The 19105-nt window shown below is 64.0% G+C and carries 24 protein-coding genes, 1 tRNA gene and 1 pseudogene; 14 read left to right on the plus strand and 12 right to left on the minus strand.

Annotated features, from left to right (window positions below):
- Positions 1–9: 9 nt before the first annotated feature.
- The 3 genes from ACVIGA_RS41410 to ACVIGA_RS41420 are packed head-to-tail and all read left to right on the plus strand — an operon-like array spanning position 10 to position 2294.
- Positions 10–321: a hypothetical protein gene (locus ACVIGA_RS41410; protein ID WP_456671021.1), complete on the plus strand. Its 312-nt coding sequence runs from the start codon at positions 10–12 to the stop codon at positions 319–321.
- A gap of 17 nt (positions 322–338) precedes the next feature.
- Positions 339–1256, plus strand: a complete 918-nt coding sequence (locus ACVIGA_RS41415) for a GIN domain-containing protein (RefSeq protein ID WP_456670996.1) — start codon at positions 339–341, stop codon at positions 1254–1256.
- A gap of 45 nt (positions 1257–1301) precedes the next feature.
- On the plus strand, positions 1302–2294 hold the full coding sequence (locus ACVIGA_RS41420) for an alpha/beta hydrolase family protein (RefSeq protein WP_456670550.1): 993 nt from the start codon (positions 1302–1304) through the stop codon (positions 2292–2294).
- Between the two features lie 40 nt (positions 2295–2334).
- Here the strand turns inward: ACVIGA_RS41420 and ACVIGA_RS41425 are convergent, their stop codons facing one another.
- The gene (locus tag ACVIGA_RS41425) at positions 2335–3210 is read right to left on the minus strand and encodes a DMT family transporter (RefSeq protein WP_456670551.1); all 876 of its coding nucleotides are present in this window, start codon (positions 3208–3210) and stop codon (positions 2335–2337) included.
- Positions 3211–3352: 142 nt separating this feature from the next.
- Between ACVIGA_RS41425 and ACVIGA_RS41430 the strand changes: the two genes are divergently transcribed.
- Entirely contained in the window at positions 3353–3751 is a 399-nt protein-coding gene (locus ACVIGA_RS41430; RefSeq protein ID WP_106317130.1) for a RidA family protein, read from the plus strand.
- A gap of 11 nt (positions 3752–3762) precedes the next feature.
- Positions 3763–3969 carry a hypothetical protein gene (locus tag ACVIGA_RS41435; protein ID WP_223975171.1) on the plus strand — a complete coding sequence of 69 codons (207 nt, stop codon included), beginning with the start codon at positions 3763–3765 and terminating at the stop codon, positions 3967–3969.
- A 68-nt stretch (positions 3970–4037) separates the two neighbouring features.
- On the opposite strand, the gene ACVIGA_RS41440 is transcribed toward ACVIGA_RS41435, so the two are convergent.
- From ACVIGA_RS41440 to ACVIGA_RS41465, 6 genes are all read right to left on the minus strand, one after another.
- A complete protein-coding gene (locus ACVIGA_RS41440; RefSeq protein WP_456670552.1) occupies positions 4038–4592 on the minus strand; it encodes a hypothetical protein in 555 nt (184 codons plus the stop codon).
- Positions 4537–4896, minus strand: coding sequence for a hypothetical protein (locus tag ACVIGA_RS41445; RefSeq protein ID WP_244549451.1), 360 nt, complete (start codon positions 4894–4896; stop codon positions 4537–4539). Before ACVIGA_RS41445 ends, ACVIGA_RS41440 begins: the two co-directional genes overlap by 56 nt.
- A 193-nt stretch (positions 4897–5089) precedes the next feature.
- A complete protein-coding gene (locus tag ACVIGA_RS41450; protein WP_375780967.1) occupies positions 5090–5689 on the minus strand; it encodes a formyltransferase family protein in 600 nt (199 codons plus the stop codon).
- Between the two features lie 119 nt (positions 5690–5808).
- Entirely contained in the window at positions 5809–7098 is a 1290-nt protein-coding gene (locus ACVIGA_RS41455) for a hemolysin family protein (protein ID WP_223975163.1), read from the minus strand.
- Between the two features lie 206 nt (positions 7099–7304).
- The gene (locus ACVIGA_RS41460) at positions 7305–7562 is read right to left on the minus strand and encodes a hypothetical protein (protein ID WP_375780969.1); all 258 of its coding nucleotides are present in this window, start codon (positions 7560–7562) and stop codon (positions 7305–7307) included.
- A 104-nt stretch (positions 7563–7666) separates the two neighbouring features.
- Positions 7667–7882 carry a hypothetical protein gene (locus ACVIGA_RS41465; RefSeq protein WP_456670553.1) on the minus strand — a complete coding sequence of 72 codons (216 nt, stop codon included), beginning with the start codon at positions 7880–7882 and terminating at the stop codon, positions 7667–7669.
- 530 nt (positions 7883–8412) lie between these two features.
- Here ACVIGA_RS41465 and ACVIGA_RS41470 point away from each other — a divergent pair.
- The 7 genes and pseudogenes from ACVIGA_RS41470 to ACVIGA_RS41500 all read left to right on the plus strand — a co-directional run bounded on the left by ACVIGA_RS41470 (position 8413) and on the right by ACVIGA_RS41500 (position 11703).
- Positions 8413–8604 (plus strand): hypothetical protein, encoded by a 192-nt coding sequence (locus ACVIGA_RS41470; protein ID WP_456670554.1) that lies wholly within the window; start codon positions 8413–8415, stop codon positions 8602–8604.
- Positions 8605–8724: 120 nt separating this feature from the next.
- Positions 8725–9597: pseudogene (locus tag ACVIGA_RS41475) on the plus strand (3-hydroxybutyryl-CoA dehydrogenase); the annotation flags it as partial.
- A 289-nt stretch (positions 9598–9886) separates the two neighbouring features.
- Positions 9887–10147, plus strand: coding sequence for a DUF3551 domain-containing protein (locus tag ACVIGA_RS41480; RefSeq protein WP_456670555.1), 261 nt, complete (start codon positions 9887–9889; stop codon positions 10145–10147).
- Positions 10148–10231: 84 nt separating this feature from the next.
- The gene (locus ACVIGA_RS41485) at positions 10232–10396 is read left to right on the plus strand and encodes a hypothetical protein (RefSeq protein WP_375780973.1); all 165 of its coding nucleotides are present in this window, start codon (positions 10232–10234) and stop codon (positions 10394–10396) included.
- A gap of 36 nt (positions 10397–10432) precedes the next feature.
- Positions 10433–10915: a hypothetical protein gene (locus ACVIGA_RS41490; protein ID WP_456670556.1), complete on the plus strand. Its 483-nt coding sequence runs from the start codon at positions 10433–10435 to the stop codon at positions 10913–10915.
- A gap of 165 nt (positions 10916–11080) precedes the next feature.
- The gene (locus tag ACVIGA_RS41495; RefSeq protein WP_456670557.1) at positions 11081–11458 is read left to right on the plus strand and encodes a hypothetical protein; all 378 of its coding nucleotides are present in this window, start codon (positions 11081–11083) and stop codon (positions 11456–11458) included.
- Between the two features lie 50 nt (positions 11459–11508).
- Complete coding sequence (locus ACVIGA_RS41500; protein ID WP_456670558.1) at positions 11509–11703, plus strand: hypothetical protein; 195 nt, start codon at positions 11509–11511, stop codon at positions 11701–11703.
- 1 nt (position 11704) lies between these two features.
- Here ACVIGA_RS41500 and ACVIGA_RS41505 read toward each other — a convergent pair whose 3' ends face one another.
- The gene (locus ACVIGA_RS41505; RefSeq protein WP_456670559.1) at positions 11705–12154 is read right to left on the minus strand and encodes a BLUF domain-containing protein; all 450 of its coding nucleotides are present in this window, start codon (positions 12152–12154) and stop codon (positions 11705–11707) included.
- Between the two features lie 349 nt (positions 12155–12503).
- On the opposite strand from ACVIGA_RS41505, the gene ACVIGA_RS41510 reads away from it, so the two are divergent.
- Positions 12504–12749, plus strand: coding sequence for a hypothetical protein (locus ACVIGA_RS41510; protein ID WP_456670560.1), 246 nt, complete (start codon positions 12504–12506; stop codon positions 12747–12749).
- Between the two features lie 220 nt (positions 12750–12969).
- Positions 12970–13341 (plus strand): hypothetical protein, encoded by a 372-nt coding sequence (locus ACVIGA_RS41515; RefSeq protein WP_456670561.1) that lies wholly within the window; start codon positions 12970–12972, stop codon positions 13339–13341.
- A gap of 215 nt (positions 13342–13556) precedes the next feature.
- Here the strand turns inward: ACVIGA_RS41515 and ACVIGA_RS41520 are convergent, their stop codons facing one another.
- The 4 genes from ACVIGA_RS41520 to ACVIGA_RS41535 form a co-directional block, all read right to left on the minus strand.
- A complete protein-coding gene (locus ACVIGA_RS41520; protein WP_456670562.1) occupies positions 13557–13922 on the minus strand; it encodes a hypothetical protein in 366 nt (121 codons plus the stop codon).
- 1083 nt (positions 13923–15005) lie between these two features.
- Positions 15006–15081 (minus strand) — tRNA-Lys (locus tag ACVIGA_RS41525).
- A 177-nt stretch (positions 15082–15258) separates the two neighbouring features.
- Positions 15259–18132 (minus strand): glycosyltransferase, encoded by a 2874-nt coding sequence (locus ACVIGA_RS41530; RefSeq protein WP_223975146.1) that lies wholly within the window; start codon positions 18130–18132, stop codon positions 15259–15261.
- A 193-nt stretch (positions 18133–18325) separates the two neighbouring features.
- Positions 18326–18937 carry a beta-1-3, beta-1-6-glucan biosynthesis protein gene (locus ACVIGA_RS41535; protein ID WP_223975144.1) on the minus strand — a complete coding sequence of 204 codons (612 nt, stop codon included), beginning with the start codon at positions 18935–18937 and terminating at the stop codon, positions 18326–18328.
- Positions 18938–19105: the final 168 nt, after the last annotated feature.

Below are 19105 nucleotides of genomic sequence, written 5' to 3' on the forward strand. Positions count from 1 at the left end.
CTCGGAGGATTGGCCACTGTCGATATTCTGTTCCTGCTGCCGCTGCTGTTTGCCGTGACCCTGGTCATGCTGGTGATCGGCCTCGTCCTCTTCGCGCTCGGCATCGTCGGGATCGGATTGCTGCTGAGCCTCGTGAAGGTCGGGCACTTTGCCTCGGCCGCCGCGATGCTGCTGCGCGCGGTGGCCGGCATCGGGCTGATCACCGGCAGCGTCGGCGGCGGCGCACTGCTGCTGCTGGCGCTCGACGGCGCGGTGAAGATGCTCGGGAATTACGCCCGGCTGCACTACCGGCTGCTCAAGCCGGAACAGGACCCGACTTAACGAGTAGGAGGTACGTCATGCGCAGGCGTCTTTTAGGGATCGCAGTGGTGTCGCTGAGCATTGCGTCGGCGTGCGCGATCGTCACGGTTCTGACCACGGCAACGGACTGGGTGAATGGCGACTACCGATCATGGGCCGGCACGCTGCGAAGCTGCGCATCGGCGAAAACGATCGGCGCGGGCGAGCGCCGCACCGTCGATCTCGACTGGGCGGGCAGCGATGTCGTCAAGATCAAGATTCCGGCACAGGTGCACTATCAGCCTGGACCCAAGCCACAGGCCAGCGTCACCGGCGACGCCGACCTGGTCGGCCATGTGCGCCTGCACGACGGCACGCTGGAATGGGACACGGTGGAGTGGGACCGCCTGGTTGACTGCTTTCCGGCAAGCGATCTCGTCGTCCAGCTCTCCGGCCCCGCAGTCACGGCGTGGACGCTGAACGGCTCGAGCGAACTCAACCTCTCCGATCTCAAGCAGGATGTATTGCGCGTCACCGTGCACGGCAGCGGCACTGTGACGGCAAGCGGCGAAGCCAAGGAGGTAACGCTCGATGCCGCTGGCTCCGGCCGAGCCGACTTCGGCCGGCTCGTCGCACAAAAGACCAGCGCGAAGATGACGGGCAGCGCGGATCTCAAGCTTGCCGATATCAGGCAGGACGTGCTGCGCATCATCATGCACGGCAGCAGCGTCGTCACTGCCAACGGAACGGCCCACGAGGTGTCACTCGAGTCCGCCGGCTCCAGCCGCGCCAATCTCGGCGGTCTGATCGCCGAACGAGCCAGCGCGCAAATCCACGGCAGCGGCAACGTTGATCTCGCACCGCGCCAGGATGCCGATATCTCGATCTCCGGCAGTGCTGTCGTGAAACTGCACGGCACCGTGGCGCGGATCAATTCGCACGTGTCGGGTTCAGGCGAGATCAAGCAGGTGCCGTAGGCTCTTTTGCCGTCAAGCAGGCTCGGACAGAGGGAGGAGAATTCGATGCGCGCTTCCAACCATTTTTGCAGATTGCTTTCCGCCATCGGCTTCTGCCTCACAGCAACGCTGACACAGGCAGCCGGCCTGCGCTCGTTCGACATTCCCACTGATGCCGATGGCCCGACCATTCACGGCGCGATCTGGTCTCCCTGCACCGAACCGCCGGGAGAGGTGCATCTCGGCACGATGACCTTACCAGGCGTGAAGGATTGTCCGCTGCCCGACGGCAAGCTGCCGCTGGTCGTCGTCTCGCACGGCAGGGGCGGCAATTTCGCGGGGCATCACGACACCAGTGAAGCACTCGCCGATGCCGGCTTCATTGTTGCCGCTATCAGCCATCCCGGCGACAACTCCTTCGATCTGAGCCGCTCGGACGACATGTCCGTCTATGTCGAGCGACCGCAAGACATCAAGCGCCTGATCGATTTCATGCTGGTCACATCACCGTTGAGCGCAGCCGTCGATCGCGAACGGATCGGATTGCTAGGCTTCTCGCGGGGCGGCTACACTGGCCTGGTGGCGGTCGGCGCCAATCCGGATTGGACCAAAGCCAATGCCGTCTGCCAGCATTCGGCGAGCCACGCTTGCGCGCAGATTTTGCGAAAGGAATATCCTGCGCAGCCTCTGGCGCACGACCCGCGGATCAAGGCCGCCGTCATCGCCGATCCGCTCGCCGTCGCCTTCAGCGCGGAAAGTCTCTCGGCGGTTAAGGTGCCGGTACAATTGTGGGCCTCGGAGTATGGCGGCGACGGCGTGTTTCCCCGCGATGTGGCCGCCGTGGACGCCAACCTTCCGGCCAGGCACGACTATCGCATAGTTCCGAACTCCTGGCATTTCTCATTCTTGCCGCCCTGTCCACCGGCGCTGCTCAAGTCGCGGCCCGAACTCTGCGTGGATGCGCCGGGCTTCGACCGCGTCGCGTTCCACACGCAGTTCGACGCCGACGCGCTCGCGTTCTTCCGAACATGGTTGATCCGGCCAGCCGAAGTTCGCTGAGCCCCTCTTAGGTCCGGCGGCGCCGGACGGCGCGCCAGCGTCAGCTTGCGCGCGCCGCGACCTTTCCGCCCGGCTTCAGGTTCAGGAGGTTGCCGGCCAGAATCATGGCGGCGCCAAGCACTGTGTAGGCGTCGAGCTGCTCGGCATAAATCAGCCACCCGACGATCGCGGTGAGCGGCACCCGAACGAAATCCATCGGGATCACGACGGTCGCATCGGCATGGAGCAGGGCGCGCGCCATGCAGTAATGCGAGAAGGTGCCGCAGAATGCGATCACCGCAAGCCAGCCCCAGGTGGACAGCGGCGGCCAAGTCCAGACGTAGAGCGCAGGCCCGATGCTGGCGAGCGACTGCACCACCAGCATCCAGAAGATGATCGTCAGCGCCTGCTCGGTTCGCGTCAGCGATTTGACCACGACGATCGAGACCCCGAAGCCCATGGCCGCGCCAAGCGCGATCAGCTGGCCCGGATTGATCGCACCGGTGGCCGGCCGCACGATCACGATGACGCCGACCATGCCAAGCACGATCGCGACGATCTTCCAGGATGTCATGCGTTCGCCGAGGAAGCCCGCCGCGAGGATCGCGGTCCAGATCGGCATCGTGAACTCGATCGCGACCACTTGGCCGATCGGGATCAGTGTCAGCGCATAGAACCAGCCAAGCTGCGCGCAGAAATGGATCAGGTTGCGCGCGATGTGGACGTGCACGCGTGCCGTCTTCACGATCGAAAAGCCGCCATTGATGTGGATCAGCGGATACAGCATCACGAAGCCGAGCACGCCGCGCACGGCCATCAGCTGGAAGACGTTGACCTCTCGCGTCGCCTCGCGGCCTGCCACCGCCACGATCAGCATCAGCGCGAGCCAACCGGACATCCACAGTGCTGCGCGGGTCTTTGAGTGCGTGCGATCCATGATCGGAATGCGATGAGGAGGGATTCCCGGTATCGGCGAGCCGCTATGAATTTGCAACGCGCAATTCTGCCGATGCGTGGTGCGCCAACCGCGTGATCTCTGCTAAGCAGGGCACCACTAATCATATCAGGAGGATCTGCCCATGCGTGTCTTGCAACCGGCCGAGTGGTCGAAACCCCGCGGCTTCTCGCACGGTGTCGCGTTCGATGCCCCGGGGAAATGGATTGTCTTGGCTGGACAGACCGGCGGCGACGAGAAGGGCGAGTACGCGCCCGAGATGGCTGCCCAGGTCGGCACGGCACTGAAGCGGATCATCAAGCTGTTGAATGAAGCCGGCGCCGGTCCCGAGCACATCGTCCGCCTGACCTGGTACCTGACCAGCCGGAGCGAATACGAGGCCGCGGGCGCCGGTATCGGCGCGGCGTGGAAGGAGACGCTCGGGCGCAATTTCCCGCCGTCCACGCTGCTTTACATCGACGGGCTGGTCGATCAGCGCGCCAAGGTCGAAATCGAGGTCACGGCATTCATTCCCGCAGCATAGGAACTTCAGCGATGAACAAGAGCAACATGCGAAAGGCGCCTGAGCTCCTCACGGGGTTCGCGACCGGGTGGCCGGAGCAACAACCGGATATCATGGTGATCTCCATGACGACGGACAAAGGCGTGCACGACTTTGCGGTCACCAAGGATCAGGCGCTGTTGATCGCCCGCACCATCCAGCAGACCGCCGAGAACCTTGGCAAGCCACGCACTGCGTAGCGAGCGCATGGCGGATGAAAAACGCCCCCGAGATTTGGGTCCCGGGGGCGTTGTTGTCTGAAGGCCGGTTACTTCGTCAGCGTGATGTTGGCGCCGCGGAACTGGCTGTCGGCCCGGATCGTGACGGACTGCTTGTTGCCGGCGGTGCGCATCGAGATGTCGGCGTTGAAGCCGGGCGCGCTGGCGACGACCTGGAAGTTGCCGCCGCCGCCGCGACCACGCAGATCGCCGCTGACATTGCGGCTGGACTCGCTCCAGGAGCCAGTGACCGCGCTACCCTCGGCCTCCACGTCGGCCGCCAGATTGAACTTGTAGGCGTCGCTGGCGCAGGTAAGGCTCATGGTCATCTTGGGCCCACCGACGTGGTAGGTCGCACGGCAGCGGATACGCTCGCTGGAACCGTCGTCGAGGGTGACCGAGCCGGCGCCCGACCAGGTGCCCGCCATGCCGGCGAACGGGCTGGACTGGGCATGGCCTGCGGTGCTTCCCAATACCGTCACGAAAAACGCGGCGGCTGCAAATGCTGGCCGCCGCGCGATGGCGAAGAAATTCGATACGCTGGTGATCTTACTGACGGGACGCTTCCCATCGGCCGCTGCACGGTACGCCAGCTGATGCCCCATTCCACTTCCCCGATCCGGAGTTGCCACTGAGTTGTCCGTTCGCATATGCACCATTGATTGAGACTCGCACAAGGCCCCCGCTGCCGACGGTGCCGGAGATCGTCGCGCCGGGCGCGGTGATCTTTCCTTCCGAAACGGTCAGGGTGGAGCTGGACGACGGCTCGCAGCTACCGGTCTTGGTGACGACGGTGACGTTCCAGAGGCCGTCATAGGGCTGCTGGGCGGAGGCGGGAGCAGCGGTGAGGGCGGCAGCCGAGGCGACCGATGTGACCAAAATCAGGTCGCGAATGCGGATCGAACGCATGAATCAAATCCCTGTAATTTCGTGTGATGACGCGGCTTATCCTGTCACAATGTGTTCAAAATTTGCTGCGTCGCGAGAGCCCCAGATGTTCCTGTGAACTCAAACACATCATGGTGAATTCGGTTCCAGACCAGGAACGGAGAATCTGGGGCACTCTTTCGAATCTTTGGTATTTTGGTACCGCAATTACGGATTAGTGCTTGTCGGGGCTGAGGTTAGGCGCCTTGGTCGCAAACTGCTCATCCTGGGGCTTGGCCGGCAGCGAGCCGTTGACCTTGCCGTAGTCGATGACCTCGCCGAGCAGACGCAGGCCGAGCGGCGCCAGCGCGCGCTCCCACAATTCGCGTGCCGTTTCGCCCTTCTTGACGAAAACCCAGTCCTGGGCGGCGATCGCGCCGGCGTCCATGCGGTCGGCGAGGTGATAGATGCTGCCGCCGGCGATCGGATCGCCTTCCTTGATGGTCCATTCGACCGCTGCGATGCCGCGGTGCCGCGGCAGCAACGACGGGTGGTACCCGATGCCGCCAAGCTTGGCCACGGCAAGGGCTTCCTTGCTGACCCGGGCGTGGCTGTGGGCAGTCACGATCAGGTCGGTGCCCGGCGCGATCTCGGCGGCCGTCACCAGCTTGGGATCGGCCTGGACCACGACCTCGATGCCGGCCGCCCTGGCCGCTGCCGCCAGCCGGTCCTCGCCGTCATGGACGACCACCCTGACCAGCGTGACGTGGTGCTCGCGCAGCATGTTCAAGGTCGTCACGCCGAAATGGCGGGAACCGACAAGGGTGAGGCGCATGGGATCAATTCCGTGGGGGTTACGCGGGATTTGCTTGGGCTGCCGCTATGCCGATAGCACACCGCGGTCGCCTGTTTCGTTGTCCTGCCCGTTATCAACAGGCCGGCCGGCTGGCAACCTCAGGCCGCCGGCTGCTTGCTCGCCAGCACCTTGTCGATGCGCCGGCCGTCGAGATCGACGATCTCGAAGTCCCAGCCCTGCGCCGTGGTTTTCGCACCGGTGTCGGGGATCGCGCCGAACGCATGCAGCAGGAAGCCGGCGGCGGTCTGGTAGGGCCGCGGCGAGGGCAGCACGATGCCGAGCAGTTCGCTGAATTCGAGCGCCGGCATCCAGCCCGAGATCAGATAGGAGCCGTCGTCGCGCCTGACATAGGCGGGCTCGGCCGGGCCTTCCTCGGTATGGAAGGCGCCGACGATGGCCTCGAGGATGTCGGCGCTGGTGACGACGCCCTGGAAGGTGCCGTATTCGTCGTGCACCAGGCCGATATGCACCGCGGAGTCGCGCAGGATCGCGACCACGTCGCGGGCGTCGACGGTCTCCGGAATGATCGGCGCATCGCGCGTCAGCGCGCGGATGTCGGGCGTCTGGCCGGCGAGGTAGACGTCCAGCACGTCCTTGGCCTGCACGATGCCGAGCGCATGATCGCGGTTGCCGTCGAACACCACACAGCGCGAGTGGCTGCTCTTCTGCAGCGTCGCCAGGATCTCGGCCGCGGGCGCTGCGAGGTCGATCAGGCTGACCTCGTGGCGCGGCGTCATGACCGCGCCGACCGGCAGATCGCCAAGGCGCATCACGCCGGCGATCATCTCCTTTTCGCCGGGCTCCAGCACGCCGGCGTTCTCGGCTTCCACCACCAGCGTCTTGATCTCGTCCTCGCTGACGCGGTCCTGCGCATCCTCGCGATGGCCCAATAGCCACAGCAACGATTTGCCGGAGCGGTCGAGCAGCCACACCACCGGCAGCGACAATTTTGCCATCACCGTCATCGCCGGAGCCGCCCGCACCGCGATCGCCTCGGGATCGCGCAGCGCGATTTGCTTCGGCACAAGTTCGCCGACGATCAGCGAGGCATAGGTGATCACGCCGACCACAATGCCGACACCGGCGGCGTCGGCGACGTTGGCCGGCACGCCAACCTCGAACAGCCATTGCGACAGGCGCTGGCCCAGCGTCGCGCCCGAGAACGCGCCCGACAGCACGCCGATCAGCGTGATGCCGATCTGCACGGTAGACAGGAACTTTCCGGGATCGGAGGCCAGCGCGAGCGCGCGGCGCGAACCGCTGACGCCTTTCTCGACCAGCGCCGCGAGGCGCGCCGGACGGGAGGAGACGATCGCGAGCTCCGACATCGACAACAGACCGTTGACGACGATCAAGACCGCCACGATCGCAAGTTCCAGATATAACACGGGAGTCTCTGAGGTTTGGCGGCATGGGCCGCTCTGCGACGCCCTATATAGGCATACCGGGGCCGTTTTGCTGTGCCTTGTCGGGCATCCCTGCACAAGCAGAGGGGGTGTATAGCGCGCATGCAGCAGGAGATCGCGGCATTTTGGCGCGCTGGCACTTGTGACGCCTTCACCTGGACCGGAGTCCGTTCCGCCGGAAAACGCGGCTAGGCGAGGATCCGAAGCTCAGGTCTGACGAACGTCTTGCCCGCTGCCGCCGGCTGACTCAGCATCTGCTTGGAAGCGGCTTGCAGCTGCACGCGCAGATCGGCGTGGCATTGCTTCATCTGGTTGCGCAGCTCGCGGCGGGAGAAGGCGGTGAGCGAGGGATCCGCGAGCTGCTGCCAGGCAGTGCGGAGCCATTCCTGCAGCTCGCGAATGTTCTGATCCAAAATCTTCTGATCCAGGACGCTGGGCTGGGTCATGCAGCCAAATCCCACGAAGTGATCAGTTGCAAAGTAACGCTGATTCGCGTCGCTTCACCTAGCGCTATGTTGCGCGGGCGCGGGAACGGCAGGGGAGATCAGCGTCAGCGCGCGTTGCCGGGGCCGGCGCGCAGGAAATCCAGCGCGATCGGCAGCGCGAGGAACAGCGCGGCCATCATCGAAAGATGGCGTGTCTGCGCGGCGGTTAGGCCGAGATCGTCTTGGGCGAGATAGGCGAGCATGATCGCTGTGTAGGCGGCGACGCAGATCGCGACGGCGATGCTCCCGAAATCGGTCTTGCTGTCGGGCTTGCAGTCCATGGCACCACCACTTCGTTGCGGGAGTGGTGTAGCGTGCCTCGCCTGCACCGACTATGAGCTGGATCACGCGCGCGAGCCTGCGGATTGGCTCCGCGCGTCGCGGCGATCAGTCAGGCTGGCTCGCGGCGCGAAGCCTAGCGAGGGAGCTTGCGTTTCGGCTGGCCTTCCTGCGGAAGCTTGACCGGGACGTGGGGCGATGTGCTCACCACACGCGGGCTTCCGTCGGAATGGGTCTGGCCGTTGAGCAATGTCTCGAGAACCAAAAAGAATTTTTCAGAAAGCATGGGCGTAGCCCTCGTCGTCTAATGTCCTTATGTCGCCGGGCGCGGCGGAAAATTCGATCAATTAAAAGCGAGTCGCGCCGTGATGGCGATGCTGCGGCGCGGGGTATGCCCTGTGCAATCCGGGAAATTACCGGCGCCGAAGCCTTCAGCCTGCGCGCCAATGGTTGCCAAATTCCTAATGGCGGCCGGCGCAACAGGCGATTGCGTCACACCGTTCCTTCAAGGATCGACGTTAACGATAGCGGCATGGATCGGGACCAGGACATCGACGAGGGATTTGGGTCGGCGCCGCGCCGCAGCTACGGCCGGTTCGCCTGGTGGATCGTGCGGCTCAACCGCGTGCTCGAGCCATCGCGCGCGGCAGAGCCGCCGCGCACCCAATTGCCGCCGCGCGCCGCCGCCCCGCCACGCCGATCCATCCCGCCGCGCCCGGAATAGACCTCACCGGAATACCGCCACCTCCTGTATCGGCCGTTCGGCCGGACTGCTATGCATGCGCCATCCGCGGACCTCTAAGGGTCCGCCGTTTTTGACGATGCGGCCGCGCGGCGGCGCAAGCGACGAGAAGGGACAGACACAATGATCGAGACGGTTGGCATCATCGGCGCCGGAACCATGGGCAACGGTATCGCGCAAATCTGCGCGGCGGCGGGCCTTGCCGTGACCATGGTGGATATCTCGGACGCGGCGGTGCAACGCGGCCTGAAGACGGTCGGGTCCAGTCTCGATCGCCTGGTGTCCAAGGAGAAGATGACGGCGGCCGATCGCGACGCGACGCTCGCGCGGATCATTGCGACCACCGACAAGGCCAAGCTTGCCGCCTGCGATCTCGTGATCGAAGCGGCAACCGAGAATGAGGACCTGAAGGTCAAGATCCTGAAGGATCTCTGCGTAGGGCTGAAGCCGAGCGCGCTGGTCGCGACCAACACCTCGTCGATCTCGATCACCCGCCTTGCGGCCTCGACCGATCGTCCCGACCGCTTCATCGGGATGCACTTCTTCAATCCGGTGCCGGTCATGGCGCTGCTCGAACTGATCCGCGGCCTGCAGACCTCGGACGATACGGTCGCCAAGGCCGAGGCGTTCGCCAAGCGTGTCGGCAAGGTCGCGATCACCGCGAAGAACAGCCCGGGCTTTGCCGTGAACCGCATCCTGTGCCCGATGATCAACGAGGCGATCTTCGCGCTGCAGGAAGGTATTGCGACCGCGGAAGAGATCGATGCCGGCATGAAGCTCGGCTGCAACCATCCGATCGGCCCGCTCGCGCTCGCCGATTTGATCGGGCTCGACACGATGCTGTCGGTGATGGAGGTGTTTTACACCGGCTTCAACGATCCCAAATACCGGCCGGCGCCGCTCTTGAAGGAGATGGTCGATGCCGGTCATCTCGGCCGCAAGACCGGGCAGGGGTTCTACAGCTACAGCAAGTGAAATCTGCGCGCGCCCGACCCCGTAGTCATCCGGGATGGATCGCGCGGACAAGCTCGCGTAACCACAACGCCTGATCCGTCACTGAGGCGGGGGACATCAGACACGAGGCCCGGGCTCCTAGGCACACCGGGCCTCGTGTTTTTTGTTGGGTGCCCCGCGCCTGTCCATGGCGCCCTGGCTTCCCCTGCGCTCGGGTCACACCTTCTTGAGGCGGTGAGCGGAAACCTCGCAGATCTTCCCGGCGTACCTAGATCAACTGCTGGGTGCCGATCGAGAAGGAAGCAGACTCATGCGCAGGTCAAATTTGGCAATTCTGGCGTTCGCGGCGCTCGGGACGAGCTGGATTGTCGGTTCCGCACGGCCGGCGGCGGCCGATCCCTACGATTATCCCTGGTGCATCCAGGGCAGGGATGAGGGCTATCCCGGCTATTGCGGCTACCAGACCTACGAGCAGTGCCAGGCGTCGGCGTCGGGCCGTGATGCGTATTGCGGCATCAATCCGCGTGTGGCGTTCAGCCAGCAACGGATGGCGCCGCGGCGGATCCGGTAAGCGCGAGCACGTCGGCCGGGCGGCCATCAGGCACGATGGTTGCATTGCCGATGGTCGGAGAATTCCCCCTGCGTTGGAGAGCATATGGGCGAGATCATCAGGTTCATCTCGAAGTCTGAACGCGAGCGTGCGCGTCTGATTCGCGAGGCCCGAGCCAATTACGAGCGCATCTTTCCGTCGGCCGATTCGGCTGACGTGGAAGGCGCCGCGATCGAGGGCGACGGCGGCGAGGCGTCGTCGAAGCCGTAGCGCGGGGATTGCGCTCAGGAGAATGCGGACGCGGCGATGGGGAAACGGAACTGGCGGCAGCTGTGGCAGACATTTTGGCAGACCTGGACGATCGACAAGCCGGCCGCGCTCGGCGACTGGCTCTGGCTGGTCCTGGTGGTTGAGCTCGCTGCCTTGCTGGATCGGCTGACGTTACGGAAGCTGATCGCGCTGATCCCGGTCGTCATCGTGATCGGCGCCTATCTGCACCGGATTCCGCTTCCTCCCGAATTGATGCTGGTCGGCGATGTGCTGGCCTATATCGACGTCTTCTCGATGGTGTTCCTGATCGGCCTGTTCACGCGCGTGGCAACCGTCATGGCCGTCGTCAGACAGGCAATCGAGCTCGCTCAAAGCCTCGCGCGGCGTGTGCCGACGGCGCGGCGCCGGTTTGACACGCGTCATCGTCGCGCCAGGGACAGCGCGCGCCGCAGGCGCCTCACCGGCGCGAGGGCCGACGATGATGAGCCCGCTGTCGTCGCGGGCTTGGCGTGGGCCTAGGTCGAGGCGATGCGGCAGTGAGGAACGCAATTGCGCCATCTATCGCGGCTGTCGGGCCCGTTCGTCGCTGTCGTCGGCCGCGGGCCGGGCAGGGCTACTCGCGGAAGAGCCGTCCTGGCCACGCCGGTGCGAGCTGGAGAGATCGGTTGGGGCCTGCCGGGAGCGATGAAACGCGATGCCCATCTGGAAACTCCAGATACCGAACAGCAGCGCGCCGGCCGCACAGGCGGCCACAAAGGCCCAATCGCGTTTCTTCATCTGATGCAACAATGCCAACTCAAGGATGCACCGGCCGTGGCCAGCGCCAACCAGTCCGCCAAAATGCCCATCGCGGCAATGCTCGCGAAGATGCCCCGCGCTCCCGTCAAGACGTTGCTGCGTCCGAAGCAAGACTCACGCATAGTGATGCGATCGGGCGCGCTTGTCGATCCGCGCAGCACGCACCCGCGCTGGTCACGGAGCAGTGATTATCAAATCATGCCTCCAGCAACACTCCGACCAGATCATCCCGTGTCCGCAACAATCTTGCCAAACTTTCACTAGGCCGTTGGCGCACTGAGTTCGAAGATGCAGATGAAATCGGACGAATCGCAATGACCGAACTTGAGGAGCTTCGCTACTTCGAGCACCAGTGCCTCGAGATGGCCAGGCAGTCCACGCTGCCGGATGCCCGACGCGCGCTCCAGATCCTGGCACGCAACTACGCTACAGCTGCCGAAATCCTCGAACGGCGCGCCCAATCCGCCAACACCGCGCTCGCCCAACTGTTTCGATGCCTGAGGGTCTGAACTAGGGGCCGTCGACGTCCTGCTGCCTGACCAGATCGGTCATCCGGACGAGCAGTTCGCGGCCCATCTGATCGCCGTCGATCGCGGACGGGTTTGCAAGCAGGCCTTCCATCTTGCAAGTCCAGGCCGGGCCGGCAGCGGCGCCGGCATAAGCCATCGACCAATCGGGGAAGCGCCGTGGCGTCGCCGGCCTGAAGGTGAGCAGGGTGATGTCCCGGTGTCTCGGATCGGACTCGATCGCGCTGAATATCTCCTCGACGGCAGCCCGCTCGCCTTCGAGGACCTGGCAGAAGTAACCCTCACTGAACAGCAGGGCGCCGGTCACGCCGAGCCGCGCATTCTTCGCGCGCGACTGCGCCAGGATGCTGCGAATGATCTCACTCGCGGAACTGTCGTGCAGGTTGCTGGTGCTACGACTGACGTAGATCAGGGCATGCTCGGTTGGCGACATCCTCAAATTGCCTCAGCGCGTCGAAGGAAGCAGCCGGCAACGAACACGCGGTCCAAAATGAAAAGGGGCCGCGTCACGCCAACGGCCCCCCTACCGGCTTGATGCAATAGCCCAAGTTCCCCGCTGGTTAGCGCGGTTCCCGATTAAAGGGGAATCCGGAGAAACACGGGACGGCAGACGGTGTCGGCGAGCTCCAGGAAGGTATGCCGCCGCCGCACAAACAACGTTTCATTAACCCGACTCGCCCACGCTCGTGTTGGGCCGTCTGGATGGGCCGCTACGCCGAAGGCCGCCACGATGAGTTTCGTGGCGGCCTTTTGGCTTCTGACAGTGCTGAGGGAGACGACCGATGGACTACGGCGCCTTCACCGACGCCAGCCTGAAGATGATGTACGAAGCCATCCGCGGCGCGCTCAAGGCCGACGATGAATTCGAGGCACACGGCGAAGAGCCAAAATTCCGGGTCCGCGCAACGCCCGAGTGGAAACGCCACGCCGGCAGTCTCGAGGCAGAGATGCTGAAGCGCGGGCTGCAGCTCGAGATCATCGACTGGACGAACGGCCAGGGCGAACTGCCGCTGACGGTTGGGCCGTGAACATCTTGCTCAGATGCGGGATGCGGCGGGCACGTTGGCATGTGCTCTAGAAGCAGATGCCGGTATCCGCGGCGATCTCTCGCTTGAGCATTGCCAAAAGACAAGCGTTCCGCGCTGGCTTTGTGAATATGGAGATGATGGCCGTAGAAACACGGGAATCTCGGGCGGGGAGAATAGGGTAAAATGCAGGTGTACGATAAGCGCTTCGAGGAGTTTTTACGTGCAAGTCATACGGAATGGATTTTTATCGCTTCTGGCCCTGGGAGCATTGACCCTGGAAGGTCACGCTCAAACCGTGGTCGCAGCATTGGAGTGCGATTTTCCGCCAGCTTCAAGTGATGATTGGAACATGGCCGCGGCGACCCTTCAGTATTACGTTGATCCCGCAGGAGGCTGGAAGGTGGAGCAGGATTCCTTCTCCTTCGATGGCCCGACAAACATTACCATCGGTGGAAAAGATCGCGCAGCTTCGCTTTCGATCACCATTTCTCGACAGTCAGGCAAAGCCACCAAGACCCTGTCGTCGGAACGGAAATCCCTTACGATCAGTGGGGAATGCAGAAAGATGGACTCTTCCGGACGCAAGTTTTAGGCGAACCCGTCGGCTCAAATGCGCGCGAGCCGGCGAGCGGAAAAGCCCCTAACCCGAAACACCCTTCGCGAAGTTAGTGACCTCGCCCCAGTCCAGGCGGGTATCGACCCAGCCGACCTTGCCGCACGAGGTGCACTTGAGATGCGCCGAGCGCACATTTGTGGTCCGAGCGTGCTTTGATTGGTGAGCGCGGAGGGTGTGGAGAACAGGATGCGCTAAGTCGGTCCGGGAGGTGGCTTGTTCTGGAATTGGATGTTGCACTTCTTCGCGATCGAGGCCTGCTCAATCGCGACCATCTGTCCCTTCATCTGACCGAGCTCGGCCGCGGTTTGCTTGTCTCCGCCGACAAGGAACGCCGCGGGCCAGAAGACGATGACGGCTGCTGTCGTCGCGATCGTGTCCTTCGTTCGCTGGCTGTCTTGGGCGCCGGAAAGCGCCGCCGCGCGCGCGGATACGCCCTGCGCCTCGAGCGCGAGCTGTTGGCACGTGTAGGACTGATACATGACAGGTGAAACATAGTTCGGCGTGATGTCTGCCGCCGACGACGCGCAACCGCCCAGCATGGCGGCCAGCGCCACCACTCTCAAATTTCTCATTAAAAAAGCCTCCCCAGCGGTCCGCTACTAAGCGCAACCACTGGTGGAGGGCAATCCGTAGGTGTCCGGATATCCGAAAGTAGTGTGTACGAGCGGAAGCGGTCCAGGCCTGACGAGGGAGGCCGCGAGCTAGCCGGCGCGCGCGATCAACCGGGCCGAACCAATAGCGACAAGCGCACTTGCCGGCGCCAGGGCGTGCCCGAATGAACTGAATCGCACCGGAAGCGCAACCGCCGACGGCTGTCTCACTAATCCCAAAAAGATACGCCGCCGGGCCCGAAATGATTTGTCCCGGCGGCGCCCTGTTTCAATCTGGGGACTGCAATCCCAGCGGATGAATATCAGCAATGGCTATGCCACGAGGCTCCGGCGGAGGGGCGGGTACGGCCCTGCGCCTACTTTCTTTTCGGTGGCGTCCACACGCACACGACCCGGCGCCACACTAGCAACGGGTTTTTTCTGCCCTCAATGATAGCGCGATCGGCGTCATCGCTGCGGGATCCGTCGATCGGGTCAGGCGCGAAGGCGAGGCCCGTGTTCACCGAACTGCCTAAAAGCGTCACGGTATGATCCGCTTGAGGTATTGACGAAGCCGCGTCAGCGGTTCTGAATTTCAGCACGACGCCCACACCGCCGCTAGCTGGGGCGCCGGTCCAGGGCGAGGTGCCGAAGTCCCCAAACCCCGACGCCTCGCTTGCCCACGGCCCTGGTCTTCCCAAGACTGGGGCCGTGCCGCTTTGACGGGACCTCTAACTGCGGTTCCATGCGCTCACGGCGCGAAGAGGGAAATTGGCGCCAGCACCGTCAGAGCCATAGCGAAAAGTCCAATCATGGTGATTGCTGCCGCCATGGGATCCGAACTCGACGACTATCGGCGCCTAGAGCGCATCTGCCGACAGGAAACGGAGAGGGTGGTGCTGTCCGAGAGCGGGCGCCGCTGCTCGTCATGGCGGGCCGCTATCGCGTTGCCGCCGCGGCCGTCGAGTGCGGTAATGTGTTTGCCAACACAGTGCCCACACGATGGATTTTCTGGCTGGTTAGATTTTCGTCGAAGCTATTGAATTTGATTGGTGAGCGCGGAGGGACTCGAACCCTCGACCCCATGATTAAAAGTCACGTGCTCTACCGCCTGAGCTACGCGCTCACTCACCTGAACATCGGATCCGGACGCAGGCTTCGCGCCGCTCCGGATCATGCTCCAGCCCGCGCTGTGTAGGGGGCAGGGCCCATCGGGTCAATAGCCGAGGGGCGGTCAATTGTGCACCGTGAGGGAGGATTTGCCGTTCCGGCGCCTCGGGTTAGGCCGGTTTCTTGAAGTTAGTCAGCTGTCGTGGCGGATTTCCGAGCCGACCGGCTGCGACGGGGCGGCAACCGAGGGCAGGCTGACCGGGCGGAGCCCGATCAGTTCCGCGGTGCGGATCGCGCTGTTGCGCCAGAACGCGAACTCGTTGATCCGCGAATTCTCCAGGATCGCGATGGAAACCGCGGCAAGGAATGGCAGGCTTTGCAGCACCAGCACGCCGGCGAAGATGTAGATCTCGCGCACCTGCTTGTAGCCGTTGGTGACGACAAGCACGATGGCGCCGATCAGCAGCAGCACGCCGATCACGGCTTCCCAGAACGCCTGGAATTCGATCGACATCCGCGACAGGCCGCCCTTCGAGGTGCGGGCGAATGCGAGATGCTCGGTGATCAGGCCCTGCGCCACGGCGCGCGACACCGTCCATTGCACGCTCATCGCCGCGATCATGGCGCCCAGCATCTGGGCGGCCTTGATGTTCACCCGCAGCCGGTAGAGCGCGACGAAATGCACCAGCGAGACGATGAAGGAGGCGATGATCGGCAGGGTCAGGATCTTGTCGGGGATCGCGATGTCGGCGAAGGCGACGATCGGGACCCAGATCAGATTGAGGATCGCGACCACGACGCCGAGGCTTTCGGCCCCCAGCCAGTTGAGCCAGCCCAGCGAGAACTCGCGGCGCTGGTCCGGCGTCAGCCGGCTGGCGCCGGGCAGGAAGCGCCGCCAGTGCTTCTTGACGATCTGGAAGCCGCCATAGGCCCAGCGGTGGCGCTGCTTCTTGAAGGCCTCATAGGTGTCGGGCAGCAGGCCTTCGCCGTAACGCACATTGGTGTAGTGCGTCAGCCAACCCTGTTGCTGGATCGAGAGGCCGAGATCGGTGTCCTCGCAGATCGTGTCGGAGGACCAGCCGCCGGCCTTGTCCATCGCGGCGCGGCGGATCAGGCACATCGTGCCGTGCACGATGATGGCGTTGAACTCGTTGCGCTGGACCATGCCGATGTCGAAGAAGCCGGCATATTCGCCGTTCATGATGTAGTGCATCAGCGAACGGTCGCCGTCGCGATGCTCCTGCGGCGCCTGCACCAGGCCGACGCGCGGATCGGCAAAGGCCGGCACCAGATCCTTGAGCCAGTCCGGATGCACGACATAGTCGGCGTCGATGATGCCGATGATCTCGGCATCCGCCGCCGTCCGCTCCATCGCGATGCGCAGCGCGCCGGCCTTGAAGCCCTGCACCTTCTCGGCATTGATGAACTTGAAGCGCTCGCCGAGCATCCGGCAGTGATCCTGGATCGGCCGCCAGAAGTCGGGATCGGGCGTGTTGTTGATGATGCAGACGCACTCGAAGTTCGGATAGTCGAGCCGCGACACTGCATCGAGCGTCTGCTTCAGCATCTCGACCGGCTCGAAATAGGCCGGGATGTGGATCGAGACCTTCGGAAACTTGACGTCCTCGCCCATCGTGGCAGGCGCGAGCGGTTCGCTCTTGCCGATCAGCCGGCGCGGGCCGCGGCCGAATGCCACCGCCGCGATCTCCTCGATCCGCGCCATCGCGATCAGGACCAGCGGAACAAGCAGCACGAGGCCGAGGCTGAGCGCAAAGGCCGAGCCCCAGACGAAGTAGTGCGTGGTCCAGTACGAGAACACGGTTGCGGTCCAGGCGCCGACGCCGTTGGCTGCGGCCGACAGCAGCAGCGCCTGCATCACGGTCGGCTGGTCCAGCCGCAGGATCGGCAGCGACATGAACAGGCCGACCAGCACGGCGACCAGCGCGATCTTCCAGTAATTCGGATCGGTGACCGGGCCGGTCCAGGCGAACTTCGCCTCGCGGTCGGCATTGAGGATGCCCCAATAGGGACCGACGCCGCCTTCGAAGAACTTCCAGGGCTGATCGATGGCCTCGACGATGTTGTAGTCCATGCCGATGGCTTCGGCGCGTGCGACGAAGTTGCGTAGCACCGTGGCCTGCTGGAACGGGCCGGGTACGGCGCTGCGCAGATTGTAGCCCTGGCTCGGCCAGCCGAATTCGGCGATCAGGATGCGCTTGCCGGGGAAAGAGTCGCGCAGGAGGTTGTAGCGGTCGACCGCCTGATCCACCGCCTGCTTGTCGGTGAAGTTTTCCCAGTACGGCAGCACGTGCGCGGCGACAAAGTCGGACGAATTGGCGAGCTGCGGATGGTCGCGCCAGATGTTCCAGATTTCACCGGTCGTGACGGGAACGCTGACCGACTTCTTGACCGTTTGGATCACCTTGATCAGCCGGTGCACGTTGTTCTCGGCGATCGCCCACTTGATCGCCTCGGCCCGCTTGTCCTCGGGCTGCGCTTCGGCATCGTGGAGGCGTGTGTCCTCCTCGCGCTGAACGCGCGGGGCCTCGTCACGAAGGAAGCGAGCAAAATCCTCGCGAAAGCGCTCGGCCTCGTCAGGGCTGGGGTCGTCCTTGGGCAACGGTCCGAGATTCTCGATCGGAACCTGCTCGCCGCGGAACACGGTTTCGTTGCCGACCACGATCCCAATGACATTGCTGTTGCGCTTGGCGAGATTGATCGCATTGAACAGCTCGCGGCTGTTGCGGTTGGCGTCCTTGTCGATCCAGGCGCCGACCGTGACCTTCATGCCGAACTCGGCGGCGACCGGCGGTACCAACTCGTTGCCTTCGGTCGACGAATAGAGGCGGACCGCTTTGGTGAGCGTCGAGAGCTTCCTGAGGTCGGCGCGCACCTTCTCGCTGTCGGCGGCAACGTCTGCGACGGAGTGGCCGGACTCGAACGGGGCGTAGGACAGGCTCGGCAGCGTGCCACGGAAATCGGGCGCCGACTGCTTCTCCTGGAAGAGACCCCACAGGGCAGCGTGGGCGGCGGTGACAAGCAACAGGACGGCGACGACGGCGCGCATCGCGGTTAAACCATACGGGGCCTGAGATTGAGGACTAAGCGAACCCGTCCCCTGGGTTCGGCCAACATAGCGGCGGAGGGAAAGATATCTCCGCCATCCGATTTAACAACTGGTGTGCCGCAATGGCGTTTTAAGGGCGCAAGCCGTTCCAGCTGCGAAAAAAAACGCGGCCGGATCCGAGCGCGCGATTCGGCTATTTCGATGCCGGCGCCGGTGTCGCCGACGGGGTCGGCGCAGGCGAGGGCGACGCGGCCGGCGCAGGCGCGGCATTGCCGGCCGTCGGCGGCGCCGGGGTTGGCGCGGCGGCCGCTGCCGCCGCCTGCGGCTGGGCGCCCGGGTTGACCCAGCATGCGTGGATGCGGCCGTCGAGGCTGCCGCGCACCTTGTCGTCGATCTGGGCGCCGAACCGGGTCAGGCAGCGGAACGCGGCCTGGACGTGACCGCCGGGGCAGCCGAACCGGTCATAGAGGTCGAGATGGCGGAACGCGGTATCGAGGTCGTCGTTCCACATCAGGCGGACCACCCGGCGGCCGAGCCAGACGCATTCCGGGTTGCCGGCCGGGCCGTTGATGGCCTGTTGGGCCTCGACGAATTCCTCGACCTTGCGCTGGTTGGCCTCCCGCACTGCGTTGGCATTGGCGTCAGCCTGACCAGGCTGCTGCTTGGCCTGATCGGGCGGGTTCGGCGTGCCGCTCTGGGCGAACGCGCCGCCGGCTCCGTTCACGAGCGCGAGCGCTGTGACCAGGCCCGTTACGGCAAGATGGCGCAAAGCAGTGTTCTTCAAGTCAAGCAGCCGTCGACGCATGCATTCCCCGATATGTTCCGGCCCCTGCGGGATCATCCTAACGGCTGGCGTGATGCCGTCCAAATAGGTCTCCAGTGCGGCGGAGACTCTGGCGAAATCTGATGACTGGAATTTGGTATTTTGTCCAGCAAACTCACAACTTTATCGGCCCAGCGCAAAACTGTCGCA

It is taken from the genome of Bradyrhizobium sp. USDA 3240 (assembly GCF_054063295.1).

What these genes read in the sequence shown, in the direction of transcription:
- ACVIGA_RS41415 (WP_456670996.1), top strand. Translation starts at nt 339, where the DNA reads ATGCGCAGGCGTCTTTTAGGGATCGCAGTGGTGTCGCTGAGCATTGCG.
- ACVIGA_RS41420 (WP_456670550.1), top strand. Translation starts at nt 1,302, where the DNA reads ATGCGCGCTTCCAACCATTTTTGCAGATTGCTTTCCGCCATCGGCTTC.
- ACVIGA_RS41425 (WP_456670551.1), bottom strand. Translation starts at nt 3,210, where the DNA reads ATGGATCGCACGCACTCAAAGACCCGCGCAGCACTGTGGATGTCCGGT.
- ACVIGA_RS41430 (WP_106317130.1), top strand. Translation starts at nt 3,353, where the DNA reads ATGCGTGTCTTGCAACCGGCCGAGTGGTCGAAACCCCGCGGCTTCTCG.
- ACVIGA_RS41435 (WP_223975171.1), top strand. Translation starts at nt 3,763, where the DNA reads ATGAACAAGAGCAACATGCGAAAGGCGCCTGAGCTCCTCACGGGGTTC.
- ACVIGA_RS41440 (WP_456670552.1), bottom strand. Translation starts at nt 4,592, where the DNA reads ATGGGGCATCAGCTGGCGTACCGTGCAGCGGCCGATGGGAAGCGTCCC.
- ACVIGA_RS41445 (WP_244549451.1), bottom strand. Translation starts at nt 4,896, where the DNA reads ATGCGTTCGATCCGCATTCGCGACCTGATTTTGGTCACATCGGTCGCC.
- ACVIGA_RS41450 (WP_375780967.1), bottom strand. Translation starts at nt 5,689, where the DNA reads ATGCGCCTCACCCTTGTCGGTTCCCGCCATTTCGGCGTGACGACCTTG.
- ACVIGA_RS41460 (WP_375780969.1), bottom strand. Translation starts at nt 7,562, where the DNA reads ATGACCCAGCCCAGCGTCCTGGATCAGAAGATTTTGGATCAGAACATT.
- ACVIGA_RS41465 (WP_456670553.1), bottom strand. Translation starts at nt 7,882, where the DNA reads ATGGACTGCAAGCCCGACAGCAAGACCGATTTCGGGAGCATCGCCGTC.
- ACVIGA_RS41470 (WP_456670554.1), top strand. Translation starts at nt 8,413, where the DNA reads ATGGATCGGGACCAGGACATCGACGAGGGATTTGGGTCGGCGCCGCGC.
- ACVIGA_RS41480 (WP_456670555.1), top strand. Translation starts at nt 9,887, where the DNA reads ATGCGCAGGTCAAATTTGGCAATTCTGGCGTTCGCGGCGCTCGGGACG.
- ACVIGA_RS41485 (WP_375780973.1), top strand. Translation starts at nt 10,232, where the DNA reads ATGGGCGAGATCATCAGGTTCATCTCGAAGTCTGAACGCGAGCGTGCG.
- ACVIGA_RS41490 (WP_456670556.1), top strand. Translation starts at nt 10,433, where the DNA reads ATGGGGAAACGGAACTGGCGGCAGCTGTGGCAGACATTTTGGCAGACC.
- ACVIGA_RS41495 (WP_456670557.1), top strand. Translation starts at nt 11,081, where the DNA reads ATGAAACGCGATGCCCATCTGGAAACTCCAGATACCGAACAGCAGCGC.
- ACVIGA_RS41500 (WP_456670558.1), top strand. Translation starts at nt 11,509, where the DNA reads ATGACCGAACTTGAGGAGCTTCGCTACTTCGAGCACCAGTGCCTCGAG.
- ACVIGA_RS41505 (WP_456670559.1), bottom strand. Translation starts at nt 12,154, where the DNA reads ATGTCGCCAACCGAGCATGCCCTGATCTACGTCAGTCGTAGCACCAGC.
- ACVIGA_RS41510 (WP_456670560.1), top strand. Translation starts at nt 12,504, where the DNA reads ATGGACTACGGCGCCTTCACCGACGCCAGCCTGAAGATGATGTACGAA.
- ACVIGA_RS41530 (WP_223975146.1), bottom strand. Translation starts at nt 18,132, where the DNA reads ATGCGCGCCGTCGTCGCCGTCCTGTTGCTTGTCACCGCCGCCCACGCT.
- ACVIGA_RS41535 (WP_223975144.1), bottom strand. Translation starts at nt 18,937, where the DNA reads ATGCGTCGACGGCTGCTTGACTTGAAGAACACTGCTTTGCGCCATCTT.